Annotated in this window: 26 protein-coding genes; 16 read left to right on the top strand and 10 right to left on the bottom strand. The window is 67.4% G+C overall.

Annotation, left to right across the window (positions count from 1 at the left end):
- Positions 1–11 precede the first annotated feature (11 nt).
- Both ABZ195_RS00680 and ABZ195_RS00675 read left to right on the top strand, forming a co-directional pair.
- Positions 12–887, top strand: coding sequence for a LysR substrate-binding domain-containing protein (locus tag ABZ195_RS00680; RefSeq protein WP_355213925.1), 876 nt, complete (start codon positions 12–14; stop codon positions 885–887).
- A gap of 121 nt (positions 888–1,008) precedes the next feature.
- Positions 1,009–1,779: an SDR family NAD(P)-dependent oxidoreductase gene (locus ABZ195_RS00675; RefSeq protein ID WP_355213923.1), complete on the top strand. Its 771-nt coding sequence runs from the start codon at positions 1,009–1,011 to the stop codon at positions 1,777–1,779.
- Here ABZ195_RS00675 and ABZ195_RS00670 read toward each other — a convergent pair.
- Positions 1,766–2,668, bottom strand: a complete 903-nt coding sequence (locus ABZ195_RS00670) for a LysR family transcriptional regulator (RefSeq protein ID WP_355213922.1) — start codon at positions 2,666–2,668, stop codon at positions 1,766–1,768. The two genes, ABZ195_RS00675 and ABZ195_RS00670, sit on opposite strands and share 14 nt — an antisense overlap.
- 207 nt (positions 2,669–2,875) lie before the next feature.
- Here ABZ195_RS00670 and ABZ195_RS00665 point away from each other — a divergent pair, with 207 nt between their 5' ends.
- From ABZ195_RS00665 to ABZ195_RS00655, 3 genes are read left to right on the top strand one after another with little or no spacing between them, the layout of a single operon-like run.
- Entirely contained in the window at positions 2,876–3,634 is a 759-nt protein-coding gene (locus ABZ195_RS00665) for an enoyl-CoA hydratase/isomerase family protein (protein WP_355213920.1), read from the top strand.
- A complete protein-coding gene (locus ABZ195_RS00660) occupies positions 3,631–4,353 on the top strand; it encodes an SDR family oxidoreductase (protein ID WP_355213919.1) in 723 nt (240 codons plus the stop codon). Before ABZ195_RS00665 ends, ABZ195_RS00660 begins: the two co-directional genes overlap by 4 nt.
- Positions 4,354–4,408: 55 nt before the next feature.
- Positions 4,409–5,416, top strand: a complete 1,008-nt coding sequence (locus ABZ195_RS00655) for an LLM class flavin-dependent oxidoreductase (RefSeq protein WP_355213918.1) — start codon at positions 4,409–4,411, stop codon at positions 5,414–5,416.
- A gap of 63 nt (positions 5,417–5,479) precedes the next feature.
- Here the strand turns inward: ABZ195_RS00655 and ABZ195_RS00650 are convergent, their stop codons facing one another.
- Entirely contained in the window at positions 5,480–5,707 is a 228-nt protein-coding gene (locus tag ABZ195_RS00650) for a hypothetical protein (RefSeq protein ID WP_355214890.1), read from the bottom strand.
- A 94-nt stretch (positions 5,708–5,801) separates the two neighbouring features.
- Between ABZ195_RS00650 and ABZ195_RS00645 the strand changes: the two genes are divergently transcribed.
- Positions 5,802–6,653 carry a sigma-70 family RNA polymerase sigma factor gene (locus tag ABZ195_RS00645; protein ID WP_355213916.1) on the top strand — a complete coding sequence of 284 codons (852 nt, stop codon included), beginning with the start codon at positions 5,802–5,804 and terminating at the stop codon, positions 6,651–6,653.
- A 7-nt stretch (positions 6,654–6,660) separates the two neighbouring features.
- Here ABZ195_RS00645 and ABZ195_RS00640 read toward each other — a convergent pair whose 3' ends face one another.
- Positions 6,661–7,701, bottom strand: coding sequence for an agmatine deiminase family protein (locus tag ABZ195_RS00640; RefSeq protein WP_355213915.1), 1,041 nt, complete (start codon positions 7,699–7,701; stop codon positions 6,661–6,663).
- Positions 7,698–8,426, bottom strand: a complete 729-nt coding sequence (locus ABZ195_RS00635) for a TetR/AcrR family transcriptional regulator C-terminal domain-containing protein (protein WP_355214888.1) — start codon at positions 8,424–8,426, stop codon at positions 7,698–7,700. The genes ABZ195_RS00640 and ABZ195_RS00635 overlap by 4 nt, the downstream gene beginning before the upstream one ends.
- 132 nt (positions 8,427–8,558) lie before the next feature.
- Here ABZ195_RS00635 and ABZ195_RS00630 point away from each other — a divergent pair, with 132 nt between their 5' ends.
- A complete protein-coding gene (locus ABZ195_RS00630; protein ID WP_355213913.1) occupies positions 8,559–11,453 on the top strand; it encodes an aminotransferase in 2,895 nt (964 codons plus the stop codon).
- A gap of 109 nt (positions 11,454–11,562) precedes the next feature.
- Here ABZ195_RS00630 and ABZ195_RS00625 read toward each other — a convergent pair whose 3' ends face one another.
- The gene (locus ABZ195_RS00625) at positions 11,563–11,823 is read right to left on the bottom strand and encodes a lipopolysaccharide assembly protein LapA domain-containing protein (protein WP_355213911.1); all 261 of its coding nucleotides are present in this window, start codon (positions 11,821–11,823) and stop codon (positions 11,563–11,565) included.
- Between the two features lie 295 nt (positions 11,824–12,118).
- On the opposite strand from ABZ195_RS00625, the gene ABZ195_RS00620 reads away from it, so the two are divergent.
- Together ABZ195_RS00620 and ABZ195_RS00615 are read left to right on the top strand one after the other, a co-directional pair.
- Positions 12,119–12,715: a sigma-70 family RNA polymerase sigma factor gene (locus ABZ195_RS00620; RefSeq protein WP_355213910.1), complete on the top strand. Its 597-nt coding sequence runs from the start codon at positions 12,119–12,121 to the stop codon at positions 12,713–12,715.
- Positions 12,706–13,206 (top strand): hypothetical protein, encoded by a 501-nt coding sequence (locus ABZ195_RS00615; protein WP_355213908.1) that lies wholly within the window; start codon positions 12,706–12,708, stop codon positions 13,204–13,206. The genes ABZ195_RS00620 and ABZ195_RS00615 overlap by 10 nt, the downstream gene beginning before the upstream one ends.
- On the opposite strand, the gene ABZ195_RS00610 is transcribed toward ABZ195_RS00615, so the two are convergent.
- Positions 13,167–13,790, bottom strand: a complete 624-nt coding sequence (locus ABZ195_RS00610) for a class I SAM-dependent methyltransferase (RefSeq protein WP_355213906.1) — start codon at positions 13,788–13,790, stop codon at positions 13,167–13,169. The genes ABZ195_RS00615 and ABZ195_RS00610 overlap by 40 nt on opposite strands.
- A gap of 122 nt (positions 13,791–13,912) precedes the next feature.
- Here ABZ195_RS00610 and ABZ195_RS00605 point away from each other — a divergent pair, with 122 nt between their 5' ends.
- The 4 genes from ABZ195_RS00605 (at position 13,913) to ABZ195_RS00590 (ending at position 19,755) form a co-directional block, all read left to right on the top strand.
- Positions 13,913–16,540, top strand: a complete 2,628-nt coding sequence (locus ABZ195_RS00605) for an ATP-binding cassette domain-containing protein (protein WP_355213904.1) — start codon at positions 13,913–13,915, stop codon at positions 16,538–16,540.
- Positions 16,540–17,541, top strand: coding sequence for an ABC transporter permease (locus tag ABZ195_RS00600; RefSeq protein ID WP_355213902.1), 1,002 nt, complete (start codon positions 16,540–16,542; stop codon positions 17,539–17,541). Before ABZ195_RS00605 ends, ABZ195_RS00600 begins: the two co-directional genes overlap by 1 nt.
- Before the next feature lie 76 nt (positions 17,542–17,617).
- Positions 17,618–18,661: a substrate-binding domain-containing protein gene (locus ABZ195_RS00595; protein WP_355213900.1), complete on the top strand. Its 1,044-nt coding sequence runs from the start codon at positions 17,618–17,620 to the stop codon at positions 18,659–18,661.
- 86 nt (positions 18,662–18,747) lie between these two features.
- Positions 18,748–19,755 (top strand): LacI family DNA-binding transcriptional regulator, encoded by a 1,008-nt coding sequence (locus ABZ195_RS00590; RefSeq protein WP_355214886.1) that lies wholly within the window; start codon positions 18,748–18,750, stop codon positions 19,753–19,755.
- 28 nt (positions 19,756–19,783) lie between these two features.
- On the opposite strand, the gene ABZ195_RS00585 is transcribed toward ABZ195_RS00590, so the two are convergent.
- The 3 genes from ABZ195_RS00585 to ABZ195_RS00575 are packed head-to-tail and all read right to left on the bottom strand — an operon-like array spanning position 19,784 to position 23,132.
- Complete coding sequence (locus tag ABZ195_RS00585; protein WP_355213898.1) at positions 19,784–20,710, bottom strand: ATP-grasp fold amidoligase family protein; 927 nt, start codon at positions 20,708–20,710, stop codon at positions 19,784–19,786.
- On the bottom strand, positions 20,707–22,059 hold the full coding sequence (locus ABZ195_RS00580; protein ID WP_355213896.1) for an aspartate aminotransferase family protein: 1,353 nt from the start codon (positions 22,057–22,059) through the stop codon (positions 20,707–20,709). Before ABZ195_RS00580 ends, ABZ195_RS00585 begins: the two co-directional genes overlap by 4 nt.
- Positions 22,056–23,132 (bottom strand): phosphotransferase, encoded by a 1,077-nt coding sequence (locus ABZ195_RS00575; RefSeq protein ID WP_355213894.1) that lies wholly within the window; start codon positions 23,130–23,132, stop codon positions 22,056–22,058. The genes ABZ195_RS00580 and ABZ195_RS00575 overlap by 4 nt, the downstream gene beginning before the upstream one ends.
- A gap of 78 nt (positions 23,133–23,210) precedes the next feature.
- Between ABZ195_RS00575 and ABZ195_RS00570 the strand changes: the two genes are divergently transcribed.
- Both ABZ195_RS00570 and ABZ195_RS00565 read left to right on the top strand, forming a co-directional pair.
- Entirely contained in the window at positions 23,211–23,681 is a 471-nt protein-coding gene (locus tag ABZ195_RS00570; protein WP_355213892.1) for a DUF4174 domain-containing protein, read from the top strand.
- Positions 23,675–24,319 carry a CIA30 family protein gene (locus ABZ195_RS00565; RefSeq protein WP_355213890.1) on the top strand — a complete coding sequence of 215 codons (645 nt, stop codon included), beginning with the start codon at positions 23,675–23,677 and terminating at the stop codon, positions 24,317–24,319. Before ABZ195_RS00570 ends, ABZ195_RS00565 begins: the two co-directional genes overlap by 7 nt.
- Positions 24,320–24,349: 30 nt before the next feature.
- Here ABZ195_RS00565 and ABZ195_RS00560 read toward each other — a convergent pair whose 3' ends face one another.
- Positions 24,350–25,903 carry an FAD-dependent monooxygenase gene (locus tag ABZ195_RS00560; RefSeq protein WP_355213888.1) on the bottom strand — a complete coding sequence of 518 codons (1,554 nt, stop codon included), beginning with the start codon at positions 25,901–25,903 and terminating at the stop codon, positions 24,350–24,352.
- 113 nt (positions 25,904–26,016) lie between these two features.
- Here ABZ195_RS00560 and ABZ195_RS00555 point away from each other — a divergent pair, with 113 nt between their 5' ends.
- The gene (locus ABZ195_RS00555; RefSeq protein WP_355213886.1) at positions 26,017–26,844 is read left to right on the top strand and encodes a TetR/AcrR family transcriptional regulator; all 828 of its coding nucleotides are present in this window, start codon (positions 26,017–26,019) and stop codon (positions 26,842–26,844) included.
- Positions 26,845–26,863: the final 19 nt, after the last annotated feature.

Genomic DNA, 26,863 nt, shown 5'->3' with positions numbered 1-26,863 from the left:
GAAGGCCGTCGATGGACATCGATTTGCGTAGGCTGCGGTACTTCGTCGCCCTCGCCGAGGAGCTGAACTACCGAGCCGCTGCGCAGCGCCTTCACCTCGCCCAACCCGTACTCAGCCGCCAGATCCAGACGTTGGAGCGGGAATTGGGCGCGCAGCTCTTCTTGCGGGACAAGACGGGCACCCGCCTCACCGCCGCCGGCGAGCAGCTTTGGAAGGATTCCGTTGCGCTGCTGGCGAGCGCGGAGGGGCTGCGCCGGCGGGTCGGTGCCGCAGCAGGGACCACCCGCACCTTCACCGTCGGCTTCATGCCTGGCTTGACCGTCACCTTCGCCACCCGCGCGGTCGCCGACACCCATCCCGACGTGTCGGTGGAGGTCTTGCGGACCGACTGGACCGACCAGGTGGAGGTGCTCCATGCCGGTCGGGTCGACGTCGGATTCGTCCGGATGCCGATTGATCTGACCGGGCTGTCCTCGATTCACCTGTTCACCGAGCCGCATGTCGCGGTGGTGCCGACCGGGCACCCGCTGGCCGGCCACGACGTGGTCGACATCGCCGATCTCACCGCAGACGTGCTGTTGCAAAGCGCCGACGCAATCCCGGAGTGGCGGGCCCTCATGGGCCACGAGACGCACCGCGGCCCGACGCCTGCCGCGCGCAGCATGGAGGAGAAACTGGAATGGGTGGCCAGCGGCCGCGGATTCAGCGTGCTTCCGAAGTCGGTCGTGGACTACTACCGCCGTCCCGACATCGCTGCCCTGGCGCTGCGGGACGTGGCGCCCAACGAGGTCCGGCTGGCCTGGCTCGACGACCAGGGGACCCCGATCCTCGACGACTTCGTCGACGTGGTGCGCAATGGCCTCGCCGACTGGACTGCGCCGCGTTAGGTCTGCCATCGCCGACCGGTGATACCCGCCGGGCATCAGCATGAACTCAAGAGGTCTTGGACCGACCCGAGTGCCGTCGGCATCGTGGACGGTGACCACGACTCGAGGAGAGGACCCGAACATGGCTCGAATATTCATCACCGGATCAACCGACGGGCTGGGCCTGATGGCAGCCCGGCTACTCGCCGACGGCGGTCATGCTGTGACCTTGCACGCCCGAACCGCCGGTCGGGCCGAGGAGGTCACCGCCACCCTGCCGGGAGCCGACGGCGTCGTCGTCGGTGACGTGTCGAGAATCGACCACATGCGGTCGGTCGCCGAGCAGGCCAGCGACACAGGAGCCTTCGACGCGGTAATCCACAACGTAGGACTCGGATTTCAGGCGTCCGAACGCGTTTCCACGGTCGACGGGCTCGAGCGAACCTTCGCCGTCAACGTCTTGGCGCCCTACGTCATCACAGCGTGCATGCCGCGGCCGAAGCGCCTGGTGTACCTCAGTTCGGTGCTCCACCAGGAGGGTGCCTTCAGCCTGGATGATCCGCAATGGACGAGCCGCCCGTGGAACGGCAACCAGTCGTACTCCGACAGCAAGCTGTTCGATCTCCTGCTGGCCTTCGGCATCGCGCGCCGCTGGCAGGACGTGCTGGTCAACACCGTCGAACCAGGTTGGGTACCAACGAAACTAGGCGGGGACGAGGCCACCGACGACCTCGAAGCGGGTCCGGTGACCCAGGCCTGGTTGGCGGTCAGTGATGATCCAGGCGCAACGGTCACCGGACAGCACTTCTACCACCAGAAGCCCGCTGCCACCCATCCCGATGCGCGGTCCGTCGAGTTCCAGGATGCGTTGATCGACTACTGCGCAAGTCTTTCCGACGTCAAGATTCCATAGCGGATTCATTCTGAAGTGCATCGACGAACACCGCGATGTCACGGCGCCTGGACTCGGCCGGCCACACCGCCCAGGTGCGGCGGACGAGCGGATGCCCGGTCAACGGATACCAGCTCACGTCCTCCGGCATGGGTTGTGACCAATGCGGTGGCGCCAACGCGAAGGCGCGACCCGAGGTGACGGCAGCCAGTTTCACCTCCGCGATCAATTGCTCCCCGGCTGTCGGCTCGGCGCCTGGGTTCACCCCGTGGCTGCGCAGGATCGCGGTGAGTTCGTCAAACCAGGCCGGGCTGCCGGAGCGTGGGAACCCGACCCAATCCAGCCCGGCCAAGGCGTCCAAGCGGACCCCCCGGTCGGTGGCGATCTCGGCCGCCCGCGTCCGGGCCAGCAGAACGCCGAGGCGTTCCTCGACGGCCAGGGTCGCATCCAGGTCGGGCGCCGCTGGTCGCTCACGGACCAGCCCGACGTCGAGGTCTCCGCTGTGGAGTGCCTCAAGCTGCGCTGCGGTCGACGCATGCCGGGCCTGGACGCGTGTCTCGGGATGTGCGGCGCCCAATCTGGCCAGGGGTCCCGGCAAGAGATTAGGCGGCAATTCCAGTGGTATGCCGAGGCGCAAGACGTCCCCGGGGGTGGCGTGCCGGCTCAGCGCGGCTAGGGCTTGGTCGTGCCGGGCCAGAACCGCTTGCGATTCCACGAGCAGGGTGCGACCGGCATCGGTCGGCGAGATGCCGGTGCGGTGGCGGATCAGCAGATCCAACCCGAGGCGACGTTCGAGGGCAACCATCGCCTGCGACAGCGCGGGCTGGCTGATGTGCAAGCGGCGTGCCGCCGCGGTGACGCTGCCCTCCTCGATGACGGCGACGAACATGCGCATCTCTCGAAGTTCCACCCGACCATCAGACCACCTGCACCCATAAGCGCGGCCAATGGCAGGCATCGCAACCGGTATGCGTCAGCCAGAACGGCTTGCCGCAAAACGGTGTTGAGTCATGTGGGTCCGCGTAGTTCGAGCCGCCTGCGCGAGCTGTCTCCCTGCGACAGCCCCCTCGAATCCGTTGCCGCGAAGCCGAACCCCGATGAGAACAGGAGCATCACCATGTCCGATCCCGCTTACTTCAGCCGCTACGAGAACCTCGCCTTCGAGCGCACCGACGACGGCATCCTTACTCTGCGATTCCACACCGACGGTGGCCCCGTCACCTTCACCGGGCAGACCCACGAGGACTTGCCCTCCGCGCTCGAGGACATCGCTCTCGACACCGACAACCAGGCACTCATCCTCACCGGCACCGGTGAGTCCTTCATGGACGCCATCGACGGGGACAGCCTGGGAGAGATCTTCAAGCCCGCCCTCTGGGAGAAGATCCGCCGTGAAGGGCTGGCCGTGCTCCAACGCCTGCTGAGCTTGCCGATCCCGGTGGTCGGCATTGCCAACGGCCCGGCGACCGTCCACTCGGAGTACCTCTTGCTCACCGACGTCCACATCGCCTCCGAGCGGGCCACCTACGGCGACTTCCCGCATCCCGCCTTCGGCATCACCGCGGGCGACGGGTTGCAGGTGGTGTGGGAGGAGATTGCCGGAACCGCGCGCGCCAAATGGCTGCTGTGGACCGGTGAGACGATCGACGCTGCGACGGCCGAACGCTGGGGTGTGGTCAACGAAGTCGTGGCACACGACCGGGTCCATGACCGCGGGCTGGAGATCGCCCGCACGCTGGCCGCCAAGCCGCGACTGTATCGATCGTTGCAGAAGCAGACCCTCAACCAGAAGTTGCTGCGCCGGATCGTCGACGGGGTGCCGTTCGGGATGGCTCTGGAAGGCCTGACCGCCGCAGACCTGGCCTACCAGCGATGAGCGACTCCCGATCCCGGCGGGTCGTCATCACCGGTGCGTCGAAGGGGATTGGCCGGGCACTCGCGCACCTGCTCGCCGACGCGGGGCATCACCCGGTCGGGATCGCGCGCACCGCGCCGGCTCACTTCCCCGGCACGTTCGTCACCGCCGACCTGGCCGACCGTACCGAGACTGCCGACGCGTTCGCCGGAATACTGTCCGGAGGTTCGGTCGACGCCCTGGTGAACAACGTCGGTCTGGTACGCCCTGGACGCCTTGGCACGGTGGATCTGGACGATCTGGCCGCCGTGTTCGACGTCAACGTCCGGGTGGCCGTTCAAGCGACGCAAGCCGTCCTTCCCGGAATGCTGGAGCGGGGGTGGGGACGCATCGTCAACGTGACCAGCCTGGTCACCGTCGGGATGGCGGAACGCACGGCCTACGGTTCCGCCAAGGCGGCCTTGGAGTTCTGCACGCGCGCGTGGGCCGGGGAACTGGCGCGCAGCGGCATCACCGTGAACGCGTTGGCTCCAGGTCCCACCGAGACCGAGCTGTTCCGCGCCAACAATCCTCCGGGGTCCGACGGAGAGGCGCGGTACCTCGACGCGGTGCCGATGCGCAGATTCGCCACTCCGCAGGAGATCTCGGCGACGGTGGCCTTCCTGCTCTCCGACGACGCAGCCTTCACCACCGGGCAGATCCTCCGCGTCGACGGCGGCGGTTCGATAGGAGCCGGGTGAGGAGGACATGTCCCACCCCCTGGCGACACGACACACTACGAACGCGGAGACCATCATGACCGAAGTCGAGTTCACCGTCGGGCTACCCCCGACGTCGAGGGTGCCCGAATTGTTCTCCTACGCCGAAGGTCTGGGATACGCCCAGGGTTACGTCTTCGACACGGCATTTCAGGGGGACGACGTCTGGCAGCAGCTGCACCGCGCCGCGAAGGCCACCACCACGTTGAGGCTGGGCCCCGGAGTCCTCATCCCCACCCAGCGTCACCCCCTGGTGAACGCCGCGCAGACCCTCTCGCTCCACACGCTGGCCCCGGGCCGGGTGACGACATCCTTCGGAACCGGGTTCTCCAGTCGAGCCGCCATCGGGCTTCCGCCGGTGAGGTGGTCCTACATGGAGGACTACGTCACCGCCTACCAACGACTCCTTGCCGGGGAGACGGCGGAATGGGAGGGTGCGCCCATCGAGCTGCTGTTGCGCGGAACGGAGTGGGAAGATGCACTGCCCGTTGATATTCCACTCATCATGAGCGGTGTCGGACCCAAGGGTGACGCCGTCTCACGACGCCTCGGCGCGCAGGGGATGATGTCGCTGTTCGCAGTCACCCCGCAGCAGGCCGCCTACGAGAAGCGCGTCGTGGTGGTGATGGGCACCGTGCTCGACGACGGCGAGACGGTCTCCGACGACCGCGTCCGAGATGCCGTGGGAGTGGTGGCGGGCGTGCAACTGCACTTCGCGTGGACCCTGCAGGGCCCCGATGCGGTGCTGAACATGCCCGGCGGCAAGGAGTGGCTCGAGGTGATCGACCGACGACCGCCGCGGGAGAGGCACCTTGCCGTCCACCAGGGACATCTTCTGAGGATGAGCGACGCCGATGCCGCGGCCTGGCGAGCCGGCAGCCACGAACTGCTGCCGGGCAACACGCTGACCGGACCGGCCGACGAGGTGTCCGCCGCCATTCGCAAACTCCTCGACGACGGCGCCACCGAGATCCACTTCCAACCCTCCGGTCCCGACATTCACCGCGAACTCGACCGCTTCATGGCGGCCGCGCGGCGCGCCTGATGGCACGCGGGCCAGGCGAAGGGGCGCCGTGCCTACCCGCGGCGCTCGGATCACGGACGGCCCTCAGCGCTCCGGGAGCTCGGCGAATCGCTTCTTGACGTCGTTGTACCAGTTCAGCGATTTCTTTGGGTGGCGCCAGCGTCCCTTCATGTCGTGGCGGGCGGGCACGTGCTCGTCGTCGCCGGCCGCGACGAGCTCCTTGAGGTGCCGGTCTTGGGCGTTGATGATGTCGTCGGCGCTGTCGCCGCGGTGTTCGCGGTCGCAGGGTCCCCCGAGATCCTTGCAGGTCATGGTCTTCACGACGACGTTCCCTTCTGTCCGGTCACACCGGTCGGTTCCGATGCGTCACCGTGGTGACGCACCCGACGACGAAAGTGTGACCACGATGGTGAGCCCGACCCCCCTCGACGACGGATTCGAGGCCGAACGTCCTCGTCTACGTCGCATCGCCGCTCGCATCCTCGGTGACGCCGATGCGGCTCAGGACGTCGTCCAGCAGGCGTGGCTGCGCCTGAACGCCACCAGCGAGCCCATCGACAACCTCGCCGGCTGGCTCACCATCGTGACCTCGCGGTTGTGTCTCGACCAGCTGCGGATGCGGACGCCGGTGCCGATAGGTTCGGTCGACCCCGACCAGGCGACCGCACCCGACCCGGCAGAGGACGTGGTGCTCGCCGACACCGTCGGCATCGCCCTGCAGGTGGTGCTCGACCGACTCAGTCCCGCCGAGCGGGTGGCCTTCGTGCTGCACGACAGTTTCGGCGTCGACTTCGGCTCCATTGCCACGATGCTCGACACCACGCCCGCAGCTGCACGCAAGCTTGCCTCGCGGGCGCGAAGCCGGGTGCGCCCCGCCGCGCAGGTCGACGCCCTCGCCGACTGGGAGATCGTGGACGCCTTCATGGCCGCGGCTCGCGAGGGGGACTTCTCACGCCTGCTGGAACTGCTGGCACCCGACGTGGTCGTGACGGCCGACGCCGCAGCCATCGCCTTGGGTACGCCGGCGCGCATGACGGGGCGCGACGAGGTCGCGGCGTTCTTGAACGGCGCCGCGGCGGCGGCGCATCCGGTCTTCCTGGACACCCGGCCAGGTGCGGCCTGGATTCACCGGGGGCTCGTCAAGGTCGCCTTCGACTTCACCGTCGGCGAGGGGCGGGTCCGCCAGCTGACGTTCCGTGCCTCCGACGACGTGCTGGCCCGGGTGCGGCGACGCAAGGGCGGGAACACTCGGGACTGATCTGGTTCTATTCGCTCGCAAGCACTTTGGGTTGCTGCTGGGTGATGCAGTGGACGCCACCACCGCGGGCGAAGATCGGACGTGCCTCGACGCTGACCACCCGTCGACCTGGGTAGGCGTCGGCGAGCAGGTCACGGGCCCGGGCGTCCGCCACCTCCTCGCCGAAGCTGCATGCAATCACACCGTCGTTGACGACGTGGTGGTTGACGTAGCTCCAGTCGACGAACCCGTCGTCGTCGCGGAGGGTGGCGGGTGCCGGGAGGTCGACGATGTCCCACCTGCGCCCGGCGGCATCGGTGGTGTCGGCCAATGACGCGCGCACCTCCCGGGTCACCTGATGGTCGGGATGGGCGGGGTCGGTTTGAGCGTGCACCAGCAGACGGCCCGGCGACGGTATGGTCGCCACGATGTCGACGTGACCGTTGGTGCCGAAGTCCTCGTAGTCCCGCGTCAGACCGCGCGTCAACCAAATCACCTGCGTCGCACCGACCGTGCGGCCCATCTCGGCCTCCACTCGGGCCTTGTCGGCATAGGGGTTTCGGCGCGGGTCCAGCTGCACCGTCTCGGTGAGCAGCACAGTGCCCTCACCATCGACGTGGATGCCGCCCCCCTCGTTGACGAGGGCTGAGCTGACGAGCTCGGCTCCCACGTGCGCAGCGACGAATCGGGCGACTTCGGCCGACTTCGTCCACTCCGCCCACTTCGGTGCGCCCCAGCCGTTGAAGCACCAGTCGACTGCGCCGAGCACTCCGGGGCGGTCGTCGTCGAGCACGAAGGTGGGACCGAAGTCGCGCATCCAGAACTCGTCCAAGGGCGCCTCGACGATCTCGACGTCGGACGTCAACATCCGTCGAGCCCGCGTGACCTCGCTGGGGTCGACCACCATGCTCACGGGCTCGAACTCGACGATCGCGTGAGCCACCTCGACCCAGGCGGCATAGCACTCCTCGCGGGAGGAGTCGTCGTCACCCATCGTGATTCCCTCACGCGGAAAGGCCATCCACGTTCTGTCGTGCGGAGCGGTTTCGGAGGGCATGCGCCAGGTCATGGATCCGATCTCCCTCGAAGTGTCCGATCGCGTGATCGCACGCGTCCCTTGGGGCGAGCCGAGGCAACCAGCATCGCCAATCCCCGTTCGAACGCGCGGGTCGCGATCGGATCGTCTGACTGCCGTTCCTGCAGTGTGGAATACGCGGCGCTGAATCGCGGGAAACGCTCCTCCTGGCCTACCGGGTCGTAGACGACGCTCGGGCCCGACATGTCCAGGACGCTGCCCAGGATGAACGACTCGAACGCGGTGAGGAGTGGCAGCACCTCCGCGCTCGGCCAGCCGACGCGCTCCGCGGCGACCACGAAGTCCTCGTACTCTGCGAGCAGCACCGACGCCGATGCGCGGGTGGTCATCAGCAGGGGCACGGCCCGGTGGTGCCGCGCGAACGCCAGCCGGTAGGACCGCGCCCACGCCATCAGCCCGTCTTCCCAGGCCATTTCGCGCAGCGGGGCGGAATCGATTCGCGCCGACACGAGTGCCCGGACGTCCTCGACCATCGCGGCGCGGTCGGGGACGTGGTTGTAGAGCGAAGCCGGGTTCACCCCCAACTTCTGGGCGACGCGCCGCATGCTCGCACCGTCGACGCCATGGCGATCCACCAGTGCCAACGCTGTGCGGGCAATGAGATCGCGGCTCAGGATTGGGCGCGGGGGTCGAGCGATGACCGGCCTCCTCTCGAACGCGGACCAGGGTACAGGCCACCACCGAAGCTTCGCCGCCACGAGATGGCTGCGACCGCCGAGGACCACTGGCGTCGCCAAAACGAACGATGTATGTTTTAGCCGATTCGACACATCGGCGCGGCACGGTCAACCCGGTCGCACCGCCGGTGGCGCGACCGCCTACGAGAAGAAGTGACCGACCCGCTGATGTCCGCCGACCTGTTCGACTTCTTCACCCATCACGAGCTGCCCACGCCGACCGTGTCCGTCGACGAGGCCCGTCGGCTCATGTCCGCGAACTTCGGATTGATCTGCGACGTCACCGAGTTGGGCAGTCAGCAGGACCAGAACTTCGTCGTCTCCGACGGAGCGGGCGCCGCGCCGCTCGGCATCCTCAAACTCAGCAACCCGGCGTTCAGCGAGGCCGAGATCGACCTGCAGGATCTCGCCGCCCAGACCGTCGCCGATCGCGAACCCGCGCTGCGGGTACCCCGTGTGGTGGTGGGGCCGCAGGGCCCCATGTCCGGGTGGTGGGACACCTCGCAGGGGCGCATCCATGCTCGCGTCATCGCCTACGTCTGCGGCTCGACCCTGACGGGCTCGAGGCATCTGGCCCCTCGCACGGTCGCACGGATGGGTGAGCTCGCCGCCAAGGTGAGCCTCGCACTGCGCGACGTTCGCCATCCTGCGACGGTTCGGGTGTTGCAGTGGGATCTGCGCCATGCGGCCCGCGTGATCGACACGTTGCTCCCCGACGAACCCGACGCCGAGATGCGCCGCTTAGTCACCACCGCCGCCGAGTCCGCGCAACGCCACCTCGGCCCGCTCGCGTCACGATTGCCGTTGCAAGCCGGGCACTTCGACATCACCGACGACAACGTGATCGCGCCGTCCACCCCGACGGCCCTGCCGGACGCGGTCATCGACTTCGGCGACGTGGTCGAGTCGTGGGCCGTCGGAGAGATCGCCGTCACCGTCTCCTCCCTGCTGCACCACGACGGCCTCACCCCGGCCGACGCACTGCCCGCCATTCGCGCCTTCCACGAGGGGCGCCCGCTCAGCGAGGACGAGGTCGACGCCCTCTGGCCTCTGGTCGTCCTGCGCGGGGTGGTACTCGTGTTGAGTGGCCGCCATCAGGTGCGGCTGGACGCCGAGAACGCCTACGCAGACTCCGCACTCGACCGAGAGCTGTTGATCCTGCAGCAGGCGGTGTCGGTGCCGTTGCCGGTACTGGGTGAGTTCACCCGGTGCGCATTGGGTTTCGCGCCACGCACGCGGCCGCAGTGGCGCGGGACTCCCGTGGTGGCTGGACTCTCCGGCGCCGTGATACTCGACGCGGGCACGACATCACCGCTCAACGACGAGGGCAGGTGGCTCGACCCGAACGCACTCGAGGAGGCCGCCCTCGCCGCTCTCGACCGGCACGCGCCCGTGGCGGTCGTGCCTGCGTGGACACCGCGCCTCACCGGTGCGCCCGCCCGGACTCCCGAAGTGCCGGCGACCCTCCCCACCTCGATCACCCTGTGGCTGGCAACCACCACCACCGTCGACGTGCCGGCGGGCGAACGCCTCACCCCGGCGCCTCATGGCTTCACCGTCTCCTCCGGGGATCACGAAATCCGTTTCCACGTACAAGGGTTCGAACCGGGTGTGCTGCCAGCCCGCACTCGAATCGACGTCCAGTTCACCCTCGACTCGGCGGACGAGGTTCCGCTCTACGTCGACCCGAGGTACGCCGGCGGCTGGCAACTCCTCGCGGGCGATCCTGGTCCGACGCTCGGCCTTCCGGCGTCGGCTGCAAACAGCGCCGACGACACTCTGCTGCTGCGCGACCGAGTGCTCGCGGAGGTGCAGGAGCACTACTACGCCGATCCTCCGCGTATCGAGCGAGGATGGCGCGAGTTCCTCGCCGATCTAGACGGCCGCGTGTACCTCGACATGGTCAACAACGTCGCCTCCGTCGGACACGCCCATCCTCGGGTCGTCGAGGCCGCGAACCGCCAGATGCATCTGCTGAACACGAACTCGCGCTTCAACTATCGCGTGATCGCCGATTTCGCGGATCGGGTCGCGGCGACGTTGCCGGAGGACTTGGACACCGTGTTCTTCGTCAACTCCGGCTCCGAGGCAACGGATTTGGCGATCCGAATCGCGATGGCCGCCACCGGTCGGACCGACATCGTCGCCATGCGCGAGGCCTATCACGGTTGGACGTTCGCCAGCGACGCCGTGTCGACGTCGATCGCCGACAACCCCAATGCACTGACGACGCGGCCATCCTGGGTGCACACCGTCGATGCGGCCAACAGCTACCGCGGCGTGCACCGCGGTCCCGACGCCGTCCGCTACGCACCCGAGGCAGTCCGCGTGATCGACGACCTGGCGGCTGCGGGGACACCCCTCGCGGGCTTCATCTGTGAGTCGTACTTCGGCAACGCCGGCGGCGTCGCACTCCCCGACGGCTACCTGGCACAGGTCTACGCCGCGGTACGACGGCATGGTGGTCTGGCGATCGCAGACGAGGTTCAGGTCGGTTACGGCCGTCTGGGACAATGGTTTTGGGGGTTCCAGCAGCAACAGGCGGTGCCCGACGTCGTGGCCGTCGCGAAGTCCGTGGGTGCCGGCCAGCCAATCGGCATCGTCGTCACCCGCCGAGAGATCGCCGAGCGGTACCGCACCGGCGGCTACTTCTTCTCCTCCACGGGTGGTTCACCGGTGTCGTCCGCAATCGGCCTGGCCGTACTCGACGTCATCGAAGGAGAAGGCCTGCAGGAGAACGCCCGGGTGACCGGTGCGCACCTCAAGACGCGCCTACTTCAGCTCGCCGACGACCACCCCATCGTAGGCACCGTGCACGGGTCCGGGTTGTACCTCGGGCTGGAGTTCGTCCGAGACCGGGTCACGTTGGAACCCGCCACCGAGGAGACCGCCGCCATCTGTGATCGTCTCCTGACGCTGGGGGTCGTCATGCAACCGACCGGCGACTTCCTGAACGTCCTCAAGATCAAGCCGCCGCTGGTGGTCACCAAGGACTCCGTGGACTACTTCGTCGATTCGTTGGATCGGGTGCTCTCGACCGGTTGGTAGTCGCGGCCGAGGCTGTGCGACAGACAGGAGACCGTTGACTCGCGACCGCGCGAATTCATCCGCAATGTGTGGCGAGTTGCGGATGAATTCGCACGGTCAGCGACGGCGACTACTTGACCGCCCTGCGCAACCGAATCGCACCACTGACGATCAGCGTGATGACGCCTCCGACGACGGCGGCACCGAGCAGCGAAACACTCTGCGCCAGATCGAAGTTCCATCCGAAGAAGTTGATCTTCGTGTGCACGGTGTTCTGCAGGATGAAGATCACCAGGACGACGCTCAAGACCGCCGCGACGACGAGCGACAACTTGGCGGCAATTCCGCCGGAGCGGCGGGCGGGGGTGCGATTCGGGGTGGACGTGGTCATCGGAGGTTCCCTTCGTTTGGCGTCACCGTGTGTGACGCTGATGTCCATGTAGTCGGTGCCGACGGCTCATTCCGAACGCCGTCGGCGGGTGTTCTGGTTCACATCACGTCTGCAAACGGGGCGGCGCACTGACCCGCGATGGCAAATGTCGGAATCTGACAGAAAAGCCGTTCACGTCAATAGATGCTGGACGTTTAGCCGATCGGCAAACTGGGCAAACTCGCTGCGTCCTGCCGCATGGCACACGACCGACACCCTCGATCATCGACGGCGTTGGCGATCGAGGAAGCGCCCGTTGACGACTTTGCTGCCGACACGCCCCCAAGAAGCAGGGGCGCCGCCTTCGCCCGACCTCGGGGATCGCGCCCTCGTCGACTCCGCCGTACTCGGCGACGGCCAGGCATTCGAGACATTGGTACTGCGCTACGGACCAGCCCTGCATCGCTACGCCCGGCGGATGTTGCGGGATGCAGGTGACGTCGAGGAAGTCGTCCAGGACACCTTCGTCGCAGCGTGGCGGCAACTCGCCTCGTTCCGTGGCGACTCCTCGATTCAGACCTGGTTCTTCGCCATCTGCTCGCGCAAGATCGCCGACACCCACAGGGTCAAGCGGAACCTGCCCGTCGACGACCGTCTGATGGAGCCGCTGGTGCTGTCGTCGCCGAGAGAGGATCCCTTCGTCGTCGCGTCCAACGCCGAGTTCCTCTCCGCCTTGGAGGCTGCGCTGGCCGAACTCCCCCCACGTCAGCGGGCCACGTGGGTTCTGCGCGAGATCGAGGCGATGAGCTTCGTCGACGTCGGCACGGTCTTGTCTCTGAGCCCAGACGCGGCACGCGGACACCACCGCAGGGCTCGCGCCACTCTCGGCGATCGACTGGCGAGATGGCGATGAAGGAGGACCCCGTCGTCGCCCTGCTCGACCGCGCGGGGAGCATTCTCCGGCTGTTGGCAGAACCGGGTTGGGAACGCATCGCCGAGGCCGTCATCGCGGCTATCCGTGCCGCGCCGCGCGGCGGATCGCCACTGGCCGCGGAAGATCCCGGCGACACCGGGCGTGAGGGCTCGATCTCGGTGAGCGACCTGGTCGTGCGGCTCGTGCTGGCACGGGCGCTTCGTCTCGAGCATCTGGGTCAGCTGAACTCCATCGACGTCGCGGCCGACGGCACCGAGCTTCGGAGTATCCACATCGAGCTGACCGCGCGATACGGCGCCGAACTGAACGACCTCGTCGACCGCGTTCGGCGCGTCGCGACGACGGTCGTCCACGACCTCCTCGGTGACGTCGGCACGATCCCACGCGTGGTCGACGTCGTCATCACCGACGTCGTCGAGGCGTCGGCCAGTCAGTCAGAAGAAGTTCTCGGCTTGACCCAGCGCCACTGACGGGTTGAGCACTCGACGGCGTCGGGCAGTCGATCCCGCACTGCGGCAACCACTCCCGGCCACCACTGCTCGTCGTAGTCGTCACCGGACAGCCACCCGCCAGGTGCCACCTTCGGCAACCAGCCGTCGATGTCGGCGAGCACGCTGTCGTACTCGTGGCGGGCGTCGAGGTGCACCCAGGCCAACGATGCGTCGGCGAAGAGCGCAGCGGCCGCGGGCGACGGACTGATCACCAGATGCACCCGGTCGGCGAAGCCGCACGCGATCACGTTGCGGTGCAATTGCCCGGCCAACGTGCCACCCCCGTCGGCGACGGCGGCGGCATGGGAATCCTTGTCCGCCGTGCCCTCGCGGCCGCTGCCGCGGCAGTAGTCGACGCCGACGACCGTGACGTCTCGGTTCGACGCAAGGACGACCTCGGCCAGTGAGCACAGGCTGCGGCCCAGGTAGGAGCCGACTTCGACGAACGTGCTGCCCTCGGGGAAGGTCGCGACCGCCTCCTCCTGCAGATCCCGCCAACCGAACCAGCCGTGTATCCGAGACCAGTGCATGGGTTCGACGGGGTGGTCGGCGGGTGGCGTCACACCTCAAATCCTCTCCTGACCGATGAGTCCGACGAGCGCGAAAGCGGTTGCGTAATCGTTTTTATGAATTAGTGTGGCGCAGAGCACACTGGCAACGTCAACGTCGACCTTGAGGATGGGCAGTGACCGGGAGCGTCGAACCGCACGACGAACACGGGGGCGTCGACGTCCTCGGCGAAGACCATCGGGTGCAGGCCGAACTCGTCGGCGCCTCGAAGCGCTTCGACGCCATCTACGCCGTGCGCGACGTGTCGTTGCAGATCAGAGCCGGTGAAGTGCTGGCCCTCGTCGGTGAGAACGGGGCTGGCAAGAGCACTTGCGTGAAGATGCTGGGCGGGGTGTACCACCCCACCGACGGTGTGATCCGCGTCGGCGGCGAGGACGTCACGCTCCGCACCCCACTCGACGCCCAAGCACTCGGCATCGCCGTGGTGCACCAGCACCCCGGCCTCTTCCCCGATCTGCCGATCTACGAGAACGTCTACGCCGGTCGGCCGCTGACCAGCCGGTTCGGCCTTCTGGACCATGCCCGGATGAGCGAGGAAGCCAGACGCTGGCTGGAGACGCTCGGCCTCCGCGTGGACCCGGACATGTCGGCCGGTCTGCTCAGCACCTCCGAGCAACAACTGGTGGAGATCGCGAAGGCGCTCGCCTTCGACGCGCGAATCCTGATCCTCGACGAACCCACCGCATCCCTGACCATCGGTGAGACCGAACGGCTGTTCTCGGTCATCGAAGACCTCAAGGCCCGCGGGGTGGCCATGCTCTTCGTCGGGCACCGGCTCGAGGAGATCATGGCGGTCTCGGACCGCATCACCGTCATGCGCGACGGCCGCTGGGTCGCCGACCTGGTCACCGCGGACACCGATCAGCGCCGCGTCGTCGAGCTGATGGTGGGTCGCGAGCTGACCGACATCTACCCCGAACGGGTCGCCACCATCGGCGACGTCGTCCTACGCCTTCGCGACCTCGGGGTCGGCGGTTACGTCTCCGACGTCAGCCTGGACGTCCGCGCCGGCGAGGTGGTCGGGCTCGCCGGGCTCGTCGGCGCCGGCCGCACCGAGGTGGCCCGAGCCGTATTCGGCATCGACCGCCCCACGGATGGTCAGATCGAACTCGACGGTCAGCCGGTACGCATCACCTCGCCGGCGTCGGCCCTGGCGCGCGGCATCGCCTACGCATCGGAGGATCGTCGCGGGCAGAGCATCATCGAGGACTTCTCGATCCTCGACAACGCCACCCTCCCCGTGGTCGACCAGGCGTCGCGTTTCGGCCTGATTCGACGGCGCGCCGAGTTCGCCCTGGTGGACGGGCCGCTGCAGCGCATGCGACTCAAGTTCGCGAGCTATGCGCAGCCGATCGGCAACCTCTCCGGCGGCAACCAGCAGAAGGTCGTGCTGGCCAAGTGGCTGGCGACCAACCCACGGCTCCTGATCCTCGACGAGCCCACGCAGGGCGTCGACGTCCAGGCCAAGTCCGAGGTCCACCACATCATCGCGGAGCTGGCCCAGCAGGGGCTCGCCATTCTGATGATCTCCTCCGACATGCCGGAGCTACTCGGCACCTGCGACCGGATCTACGTCATGCACCAGGGCAGGATCACCGCGGAATTCGACGCCGAACGCGCCAACCAGATCGACATCGGCTTGGCCGCAACCGGATTGCTGACCTCCGACGCCAAGATCGGCACCACCTCCGAGTCGGACCTGGAGATCCTGAGGTCCAAGGAGGAGGAGAAGAAGGCCGAGGTGGTCAGCGTCAGCCGTGGCGACCGACCCGCGTGGCGAAGGGCGTTGGCCCGTCGCGAGTTCGGGCTGCTGGTGGCCATGATCGCCGTCCTGTTCCCGCTCGGGATCATGAACCCCGACCTGCTCGGTGCCTCCAACCTGGGCAACCTCGCGGTGACGACCGCGCTGATCGGCGTGGCCTGCCTCGGCCAGATGGTCGTGATGCTGACCCGCAACATCGACCTGTCCCTGGGGTCGGTGATCGGGCTCTCGGCCTACGCCTCGGCATGGGCGATGAGCGATCTGCCGAACATGCCTGCGGTCGTCGGGATCGCGATCGCCATTTGCGTCGGCGTCGTGTGCGGCGCCGTCAACGGGGTCATCGTCGCCTATGGCCGGGTGCCCTCCATCGTGGTCACTCTCGGCACCCTGGCGATCTTCCGGGGCGTCGACGCCATCCTCTCGAGCGGTCGCCAGATCTCCTCGGGCATGGTGCCGCGCGGCTGGCTCGACTGGACGGCGGGTCGCTTCCTCGGCATCTCCATGCTGGTGTGGATCGGTCTTGCGCTCTTCGTGCTCTTCGCCGTGTTCTTGCGCACCACCCGGTTTGGCCGCGACATCTACGCCAGCGGCTCCAACCCTGCCGGGGCCGATCTCATCGGCATCCGGACCCGGATGCTCGTCTTCGCCGCCTTCGTCATCTCGGGCACTCTCGCCGGCTTCGCCGGCGCGATGTGGGCGTCGCACTTCGCCACCGTCGACGGCCAGCTCGCCTACGGTCTGGAACTCACGCTGGTCGCCTCGGTCGTGGTGGGCGGGGTGTCCCTGCGGGGCGGGGCCGGCACCGTGGTCGGCGTTCTGCTCGGCACCATCACCCTGATCATCATTCAGAACGCCATCACCGTCGCCCGCATCAATCCGTCCTACCTGCAGGCCTTCTTCGGCGGAGCGATCCTGCTCACCGTTCTGGTCGACACGCTGCTCTCCCGACGCAGTACCCGGCTCACCCGGGGGGCGCGCTGATGTTCGACGCAGTCGTGGCCAAGTTCAAGACGTGGGAATTCGTCCTGCTCGTCCTCGTGGTGGCGATGTTGGTGGCAGCCTCGGCACTGGTTCCTGGCTTCACCCGGCCGTTCAGCATCTCCACCGGAGTGGCCACCTTCGCTCCGGCGGCACTGATGGCCCTGCCGCTGGCGCTGCTGGTGATCGTTCGCGACATCGACATCTCCGTGGCCAGCATCGCCGGTTTGTCCTCGGTCGCAGCAGGACTGGCGATCCAGGCGGGCCAACCCGTGTGGGCGGTGGTGGCGTTCGCCTTGGTCACCGGTCTCGTCTGCGGCGCCGTCAACGGTTTCTTCGTCGCCGTGCTGGGTCTGCCCGCCCTGCTGGTCACCCTGGGAACCCTCGCCCTGTTCCGAGGGCTCTGCTACGTGCTGCTGGGCGGCACGCCGATCTCACCGCTGCCGGACTTCTTCACCGCGCTGGGCACCGACGACATTCCCGGGCTCGTCATCCCCTGGGCGATCGTGCCGTTCGCCGTTCTGGCCGTGGTGTTCGGCATCGTGCTGCACCGCTCCACCGTGGGCAGACGCATCTACGCGATCGGCGGCAATCCGGAGACCGCGCGCTACAGCGGAATCCACGTCACACGAATCCGATTCCTCTTGTTCGTCGTCTCCGGCGTCGTCTCGGCCTTGGCCGGAATGATCAACATGGGCATCACCAGCCAGGTCGCCCCCGACGGTGCCCTGGGTCTGGAACTCGACGTCATCACCGTCGTCTTCCTGGCCGGGGTCAGCGTCCTCGGCGGCAAGGGCCGGATCACCGGCGTCGTCCTCGCCAGCATCCTCATCCTCGCGTTGCGGAAGTCGTTGCAGCTGTTGAACGTCAGCGGATACACCCAGGGCATCGCGGTCGGCGGCGTGCTGATCGCCTCACTACTGGTCACCAATCTCTCCCGGCAGTTCATCGAGGCGAGGCGCGAACGACGCCCCGACGCGAGCGTCGACCCGGTCCATGTCTGACTCACACGACCGCACCCCAGCCATCCCGCAGCCACCACGACCGGTGACTGCCAGCCCGACCACGAAGGGAACTCAGATGAAGAAGTCGGTTACCACGGTGGCCATCGGAGCAGCAGCTCTGATGGCCTTCCAGCTCAGCGGTTGCGCATCATCCACCGATTCGAACAGCGCCTCGGGCGCCGACTCGGGCAATTGCGTGACGGGACCCATCAAGATCGGACTGATCCCCAAGCTGGGCACCGACCCCTACATGGTCACGGTCAAGAACGCCGTCGAAGCCGCCGCGGCCAAGGACGGGTCGACGGTGATCTACACCTCCCCCAGCGACGCCACCGGTGCCGCCCAGATCCCGTTCGTCAACCAGTTGATCTCGCAGGGTGTCAACGTCATCGCGATCTCGGGCAGCGACCTCAACAGCACCTCCGCCGCGCTGGCCAAGGCCAAACAAGCTGGCATCAAGGTCATTTCATGGGATTCCGACGTCGCTCCGGAGTCTTGTGGCTTCTTCCTCAACCAGGCCGACACCGCGCTGATCGGCGATCAGATGCTGACCTCGCTCTACAACATGATCGGTGGCGAGGGGGAGTTCGCCATCCTGTCGTCCACCCAGACCGCGGTGAACCAGAATGCGTGGATCGCAAGCATCAAGGACAAACTGTCGAAGGACCCGAAGTACGCCAAGATGAAGCTCGTCACGGTGGCGTACGGCGAGGAGAAGGCTGACGTAAACGCCCAGAAGGCACAGGAGTTGGTGCAGGCCTATCCGCAGCTGAAGGGCATCATCGTGCCGGCGGGCATCGGGCTTCCGGCTGCGGCCGAGGCGTTGTCCCAGAGCGGCGATCTGGGCCGGATCAAGCTCTCCGGTCTCGGACCCGTGACGTTGGTCAACCAGTACATCAAGACCGGCAACGTTCAGGACGTGTGGTGGAACGTGACCAACCTCGGCACGCTGACCTTCGCGACCGCTCAGCAGTACGCCCAGTGCAAGATCGAGCCGAAGCAGGGAACGTCCTACGACGTCGACGGGCTCGGCAAGTTCACCGTCGGCGAGAATGGCACCGTGCTCCTGGGGCAGCCCACCATCGTGACTCCCGAGAACGAGAAGGACTTCCCGTTCTGAGCGGCTGCACCGAGGGTCGGTTCGACCGGCCCTCGGTCTCGGCCCTGCCCCCTGACGGGCTCCGAAACCGATTGGAGTAGTGCCCGCTGTCCACCATCAAGGACGTCGCGCGACAGGCCGGGGTGTCGGTCGCGACGGTGTCTCACGTGCTGAACGGCACGCGGTTCGTCAGCGACGCCACCCGCGAACGCGTGGAGCATGCCGTCGCCGCACTGGACTACGTCGGCAACCCCATGGCCAAGTCGCTGCGGACCGGGCGCACCCAGACCTTCGGACTGGTCATGTCCGCGCTGATGAACCCCTACTTCAACGACGTCGTCACTTCCATCGAGAAGTCAACGGTCGCAAGCGGTTACACTCTGCTGCTGGCCGACCACCGCGACGAAGGCGACCTCGAGTACCGCGCCGTGCTGAACCTGTGCCAGCGCAAGGTCGACGGCGTGTTGCTCCAACCGTCCGGCGATCCCAGTCGGTCGCTGAGGGTACTCGAGAGTCAGCACGTGCCAACGGTGTTCGTCGACCGGTTCGATCAGGCGCACGGCGTCGACGGCTACGACTTCGTCGGAACCGAGAACGTGGAGGCCACGAAGACGGTCGTACGTCACCTGATCGACCACGGCCACCGGCGGATCGGCATGGTGTGCGGTCAGGCACGAAGTTCGACCACCGACGAACGGATCGCGGGGTACCGAGCGGCGCTGGCCGAGGCGGGTCTCGACTTCGACCCCGCCTTGATCCAACCGGGTTTCTCCGACGAGACCCGCGCGCAGACGGCCACCAACGCGTTGCTCGGCCTCCCCGATCCGCCAACTGCACTGTTCTCGGGCAACAATCGGATGACGATCGGGATCATGCGGGCGTTGCAGGCCAAGGGAATCGTCCCACCGGAGAAGATCGCGCTCGGCGTCTTCGACGACTTTCCGTGGGCAGATCTCTTCAGCCCTCGGTTGACCTGCGCCGCACAACAATCCGATCAGATCGGCGCCAGCAGCGTTGCCCTGCTGCTTCGTCGCATCGCCGAACCGGATCGAGCGCACGAGGCCGTCCGGTTTCCCACCCGGTTCACCCGGCGAAACTCCTGCGGGTGTCATTAGGGCCCGGTCGAATCCGGCGGTCCCCGACCTACCGGTACCGCCGAGGGACCGTCCACGGACGACCGAACACCTCGTCGAACGACTCGGGGTGGAACGGGCTGTCACCCCCGGCGGGGAAGCTGGTGAGTTCCCCGAAGACGATGCGACCGTCGACGTCGTACAGGTCGACGCGGACGAAGTCGGTGCCGACGCCGAGCCGTTCGGCCACGTGCATCATCTCGTCCAGTCGAGCGGGGCGCGTGGGTTCGGAATCGGCCCATGGCGGCCCGGCGTGGAGCGGCAAATGGGACCAGTCGGATGTGAAGAAGTCCTGAGTTCGGCAACCGAACCGCCCGGAGTCCACCTGCACGAACGCGCACCTACCGTGAAACACGAAGAACTTGTAGTCGTCGGGGATAGAGCCCTCGGCGGTGGCGAGCAACTCCTCGACGATCACCCGCCGCGGTATCTGCCCGTAGACCCATTCCCGGTTCGGACCCTGGCCGTACAGCTGGGCGACCCAGCCCCCCGCGATCCGCACGACGTCGGCCCGGGGCGCAACCTCGGCGCAGACGTGGCGGTACACCCAGCTCCCCGGCTCCGACGGCAGACGCGCGTCACGCGGAGCGCGGTGGGAGACGACGATGGCCGCTCCGCTGCCGTGGGTGGGCTTGACGACGTAACCGGCGGGCAGTGCGAGGTCGTGCAAGTCGGCGGGATCGTCGACGATCGCGTAGACCCGTGGGAGGAGTGGTTCGCCAACCACGGCGGCGACGTAGTCGCGGACCGCCGCCTTGTCGGCGAACGTGACGACGAGGTCGCGATGGTCGCGAAGCATCTTGTAGCGCACCTTGTCCCGGAAGGTACGCGGATTGCGGGTACGCCACAGTCGCCCGGCGCGCACGAGTCTGCTGCGCTCGCGCCAGCGGACGCCGTCGCGCCCGGCACCGCGGTTCACCGCTTCCCCTGGGCTCATTCGCGGCGCCGAGGCCGACCGCTCGTGAGATCGGCGAGGACGCCGTCGAGCGTCGACGCGAGCTGTTCGGCGTGAGACCTCGCGAAGGGCAGCGGCGGCCGGATCTTGAGGACGTTCGCCGCGCGTCCTGATGCGCTGATCAGGATCCCGCGGTCACGTAGGCCGTTGACCACGTCGGCCGCCAGGACGGGATCGGGAGCGTGATCGTCGGTGACCATCTCCACGGCGAGGAACAGTCCGCTTCCCCGTACCCGTCCCACCGCGGGGTAGCGTTGCGCCACCTCCTGTAGATCGGCGTGCAAGCCGGCTCCGGTCCGGCGGGCGTTGTCGATCAACCCCTCGTCCTCGATGACGTCGAGCACGGCGGTCGCCGCGGCGATGCTCACCGGGTTGCCGCCGAAGGTGTTGAAGTAACGCATGTCTCGACCGAACTTCGCCATCGCCTCGGCCCGCCCGACGACCGCGGCGATGGGTACCCCGTTGCCCATCGGCTTCCCCAGCACGACGAGGTCCGGTGCCAACCCGTGGCGGGCGAAGCCCCACCAGCCCGCTCCGAGGCGGCCGAATCCGGACTGCACTTCGTCGGCGATCCACAGCCCGCCGGCCGCGCGGACGATGTCGGACGCCGGGCGCAGGAAGCCCGCGGGGTCGCATTGCACTCCGTCGCTGGACAACACCGAGTCGACGATCATCGCGGCCAGGCCGAACCCGCGCCCGGCCAGGACGTCGACGGCCTCGCGGACCCGATCGGCGAATCGCTCACCGACCCCCTCGGTCGGCTCGTGAAGCAGGTCGGGGGCGTCGACGACCACTACGTGAGGCGGAATCGTGTTGTTGGGGCCCAGACTCGGTGAGATCTCTGCCGCCGCAGTGGTCACGCCGTGATAGGCGTGGGCCGTACACACGACGCCCAGCGCCGCGGTGTGATGGCGTGCGGTCCGGAGCGCGAGGTCCACGGCCTCGCTGCCCGTGCAGGTGTAGACGACCTTGGACAGTTCGTCGGGAAACAACGCCAGCAGCCGCTCGGAGTAGCGCACCACCGACTCGGTGAGATACCGCGTATGGGTGTTGAGTAGGCCCAACTGGTCGGCCACCAGCCGCTGCACGCGTGGATGACTGTGCCCGATGACGGGAACGTTGTTGTACGCGTCGAGGAATCGGTTGCCCTCGGTGTCGTAGAGCCACACCCCCGCCCCCCGCTCCAGTGCGACGGGCTTGCGGTAGAACAGGCGATAGCTCGGTCCCATGGCCGCGTTTCGACGCTCGCTGAGGTCACGACTCGCGGCGTCGAGTTGGTCGGCGGTGGTCCCGTCGTAGGCGTTGGCCATGTGGGTGGGTTCCGACGTCATCGAGGTTCGCCTCCGAAGTCCAGGCCAGGGGAATCGGCCGCCGCGCACGCCTCGAGCAGACGTACGGTCGCATGCGCGGGTTCGATGCGAAGCAGGCGGTCCAAGGTGGGTGCCGTGTGTCGCATCCGCATCGCGCCGTACGCCGAGGGATGGGTGCGGGCCCGCACCGTCCACGTCAGCACCTGGACGCAGAGCCGAGCGGTGGCCAGCGCGAAGACCACGCCGATCTCGGCCTCGGCAAGCTTCGTCACCGAGTGGTGGCCGGCCACGACGTGAGCGAGGGCCGAAAGTGGATCGTCCTTGCGCAGCATCGCGTACGCGCCGGCGATGGCAGGCTCGGCGACGCGCATGCCATACAGCGCGTCGTTGAAGTCGAGCACACCTGAAACGTGTTGTCGTCCTTCGGATGTCTTCACCAGGACGTTGTTGTCGTTGAGGTCCTGGTGAACCAACGCCCGCGGCAGCGTGGCGAATGTCGGTTCCATCTCGGCGAGACGCCCCAGGACCAGGTCGGCGCCGAATTCGGCGGCCAGCGCGGGGTGGGCGTCGAGCGTCTCCCGAATGACGTCACCGGAACGGGCGAGGTCCCAATGGTGGGTTTGGTGAAGAGTTGGTGACGTGAACCCCACCAGCGCCGAAGAGATGGCGGCCGCCGTGGCGCCGATGTCACGGAGCAACGCCGTGGAGTGTTCGCCGACGCGACTGAGCTCGGTTCCCGTCACCCAGTCGAGCACGCGTAGCAGTCCGCGCGCGTCACCGTCGGAGAAGGTGACGTGTAGGGCGTCGTCGACGGTGCGCACGATGCGTGGCACCGCGACACCCGTGTCCCGGCCCTCCAGATGCACGAGAATGGCTTCCTGCCATTGCAATTCGTCGATGTCGCGGACCGGGAAGTGCACCTTCACCAGGTACGTCTCACCGGACTCGGCGGTCAGCCGGTAGTTGCGATCCCATTCACCGCCGAGGAAGGCGAAGTCACGGGCGCCGATGCCGTAGCTCTGCACGAGGCAGTTGGCCAGGAACGTCGTCGACGCGCCGTCCGTCGCGGTCCGGCCTTCCGGGACTCGGCTCATCGACGGCCCTTCCGCATCATTTCCACCACCGTTCGTGCCTCACCCACCGAGCCGTGGTCGGTAGAGTCAGGAATCACCATGATAGGTAGACGCACTGTTCGGCGATTTGCGCTCGTGCTGGTCGCCCTGGTGGCCGGCCTCGCCCTCGGATCGGGCACCGCCGGCGCGGTGGAACTCGGCGACTACCGCTGGGAACGTCGGCCCCTGCTGGTGTTCGCGCCGACGAACGACGACCCACGACTACTCGAGACGGTGCGCCGCGTGGAGGCGAGCAGGTGTGACTTCGCGGCGCGGGAGATGGTGCTCGGCGTACTGGTCGCCGACGGCGACAGCACCCTCGACGGTCGCGCCGTCGAGGCCGGTCAGTCACGGCGACTGAGGAGTCAGTTCGGCATTCGGGACGACGACTTCGCCCTGCTGCTCATCGGCAAGGACGGTGGCGAGAAGCTTCGCCTCGGCGAGGTGCCGGAACTGGGGGCCGTCTACGGCGTAGTCGACGGAATGCCCATGCGCAGAGGTGAGATGACCAACGGTCCGGGGCGATGCTGAGCAGCGTGCACCCCGTGCGGCGCGGGCTGGTCGGCATCGTATGTGCGGCGATGGCGGTGCTGGCCGTATCGTGCGCCAGTGCCGGGTCGTCCCCCGACACGGCGGCGACTACGACGGACTCCCCGGCCGGGGCCGAGGTGGTCCTGCTCGATCTCGCCGAGGCGGGCGCAGTAGCCGCGTGGACGACCGTCAACGATCCGGTCATGGGTGGCAAGTCCACCTCGACCACGAGGTTCGGCGACGGTGGCCTGGTGTTCTCCGGTGACGTCTCCCTGGAGAACAATGGCGGTTTCGCCTCGGCCCGCGGGCCGCTGGACCCCGGCATCGGACGACGGGCGGCGGGCGCGGCGGCGCTGCGCGTGCACGCACGTGGCGACGGTAAGACCTATCTGATCAAGGTGGGCGTCGACGGGCAGCCGTGGTCCTACATCCAACGCTTCTCCACGGTGGCCGCCGTCCAGCAGACCTACGACCTGCCGATTGCAGGCTTCGAACCGGTGGGTACGCGCCTGGATCCCGAACCCGACGCGCCGCGCACTCTCGACCCGGCACTGATCGACCAGGTCTCGTTGTACATCCTCGACGAGCAACAGGGGCCGTTCGCGATCACCGTCACCGGGGTCGACGCCGCCCGTTGATCGACCTGGGCGTGCAGACCAGTCACTCGCTCAGATCGCCAGATCGTGGGCGGCGACGGCGTCCTGCAGCATCGCGGTGTCAATCGCATTGCCCTGCAGTGGTATCGAGGCCGCCACGAACTGATCGGGCCGGATCAGATAGACCCGATCGCGACGAAGTCTCCCGTGCGGGTCGGCACCGAAGTCGGTTGGCCCGCCGAACCAGTCCGGAAGATCCGGGCGCGCCACCTCACCTGCACCGTAGGTGTGCAGCTGCCAATCCATCGGGCGCAGCGCGTTCTGGTTGTCTGCCACCGGCGGCACGCGCCGTCCCACCGCGGAATCCTGCGCCCAGACCGGCAGGTTCTCGTCGTCGGCGAAGTGGTAGTGCACCCGGTACTGGCCGATGAGGCCGCCGCCGAACGAACCAACCTTCGAACCCTTGATCAACGGAACGACGAACGTGCCCAAGGGGCCGCTGACGAACCTGCGGGCCAGCCGTGCAGACAGGTTGCGGCGTCCGATGTAACCGAACGCGCGGTCGGTGACGTTGACCAGCTTCAGTGCTATCGGCCGTCGTTCGCGTTCGTATCGACTCAACGCCGCCGGCTTGACTCGACCCTGCTCCACGTCGGCGAGGAGCATGGCCAGGTTGTGCGCGTCCTGCAACCCGGTGTTCATGCCCTGTCCACCGACGGGTGAGTGCACGTGGCCGGCATCGCCCGCGAGGAACACCGATCCCATTCGAAACTTGGTGGCCACCCGATGGTGCACCCTGTAGGTGGAGAACCAGTCGACTTTGCCGTAGCTGAGCCCGAATTCGTCGTTGAGCGTGGCAAGAGCCTCGGCCTGGGTGATCTCGTCCTTGGGTGCCATGGCAACGAACCGGGTGTGGCCACCGGGCCCGAGCGGAAAGACGACCGCGAACAGCGTCCTGCCGATGCGAAGGTTCATGGCCCCCTCCGGCACCCCCTTGACGTCGTGAACGTCGGCGACCCAGAACGTGGCATCGTCGGTGGAGCCCTCGAAGGGCAGGTTCAACGATCGTCGTACCGCCGAGGACGCGCCGTCGGCCCCGATGCACCACCGGGCGCGGATGCGCAGCAGCGTTCCGTCGTCCACGGATTCGATCAGCGCCTCCACCCGGCCGCCCGGCTCGGAAGTCCCGTCCACCAGGTCGACCAGGCGGTGGCGCCAACGGATGTCACCGCCTTCGGCACTCAAGGTCTCGCTGAGCAGCGTCTCGTTGCGGCTCTGCTCGAAGATCCGCATCCCCGGAAAGCGGGTCGCCGATCCCATCATTGCGGCGAAGTCAGGGCCGCTGGCCGACATCTTGTTGCCGATCTTCATCGTCATCGCGGGGAACGCGCCGTCGATCACCTCGTCGGCAAGACCCAACTGGTCGTAGATCTCCATGGTGCGGGCCTGCACCGCCAGGGCCTTCGACTCTCGTGTCGGACCGGCCTTTCGGTCGACCAGCACGGCGGCCACTCCGCGGCGTGCCAACACCAGGCCGGCCATCAATCCCGTCGGACCTGCGCCGACGACCAACACGTCGGTGTCCACAGCCGAGATGTCAGCGATGCCGATCTGGCCTGCGTTCATGGTGGTCACCTGATCCCGTCGTTGTGGAACTCTATTGCAGAAAACATTAGATAGAGTGTCAGCGGATGTAAAGGAGTGTGCTCCGTGATCGTTGCGTCGGGTAGGACTGAGCCGTGACGCCCAACCGCTCGGCCGCGCCCCTCGTCGCCGCCGATCTCGTCGAGGCCGCGCTGAGAGCCGCCGACGGACTCGGCCGTGACGTCGCGGACGTCCCCGTGGCCGCCATCGCCGCCGAGGCGGGGATGTCTCGGAGTACGTTGCTGCGACGACTCGGCGGCTCCCGCGCCGCCTTGGACGCCGCCGTGCGCGTGGCCGGAGTAGACCCCGGCGGCCAACCTCCGGTACGCGTCCGCGCACTGGACGCTGCGGCCGCCCTGATCAGCGAATCCGGTTTGACTGCAGCTACTTTGGAGGCCATCGCAGCGCGGGCAGAATGCTCGGTGTTCAGCTTGCACGCCTCGTTCGGTGGACGTGACGGGCTGATGCGTGCCGTCTTCGAGCGGCACAGCCCCATTCTGGACTTCGAGGAATTCTTCGGGCAATCCCATGGAGACCTGCGCGCCACCGTTGGCGCGTTCTACCGCGTGATGGCCACCGCACTCGGTCGGGAACCTCGGGTGGTGCCCGCCATGTTCGCCGAGACCTTCGCCCGGCCCGACAGTCCGGCGGCACGCTCCCTAATAGGACATGCCGGCCCTCGGATGTTCGGGGTACTGGGACGTTGGCTCGGCGACCAGATCGACGGGGGCCAGGTTCGCGACCTGCCCGTACCGCTGCTCGCTCAACAACTCATGGCGCCCATGCTGTTTCACCTGTTCACGCGGCCAGCCGCCCACGAGGTCTTCCCCGCCCCGCTCTCCGACGTCGACACCGTCTGCGATGTGTTCGCCGACGCCTTCGTCCGAGCCGTCGGCACCGAACGCACGGACCCCGACACCTGACCCGTGCCTGGCGCACCAA

The organism is Mycobacterium sp. NPDC006124, from assembly GCF_040614235.1.
GTDB lineage: Bacteria > Actinomycetota > Actinomycetes > Mycobacteriales > Mycobacteriaceae > Mycobacterium.
This window is presented reverse-complemented; position numbering and strand designations above follow the sequence as displayed.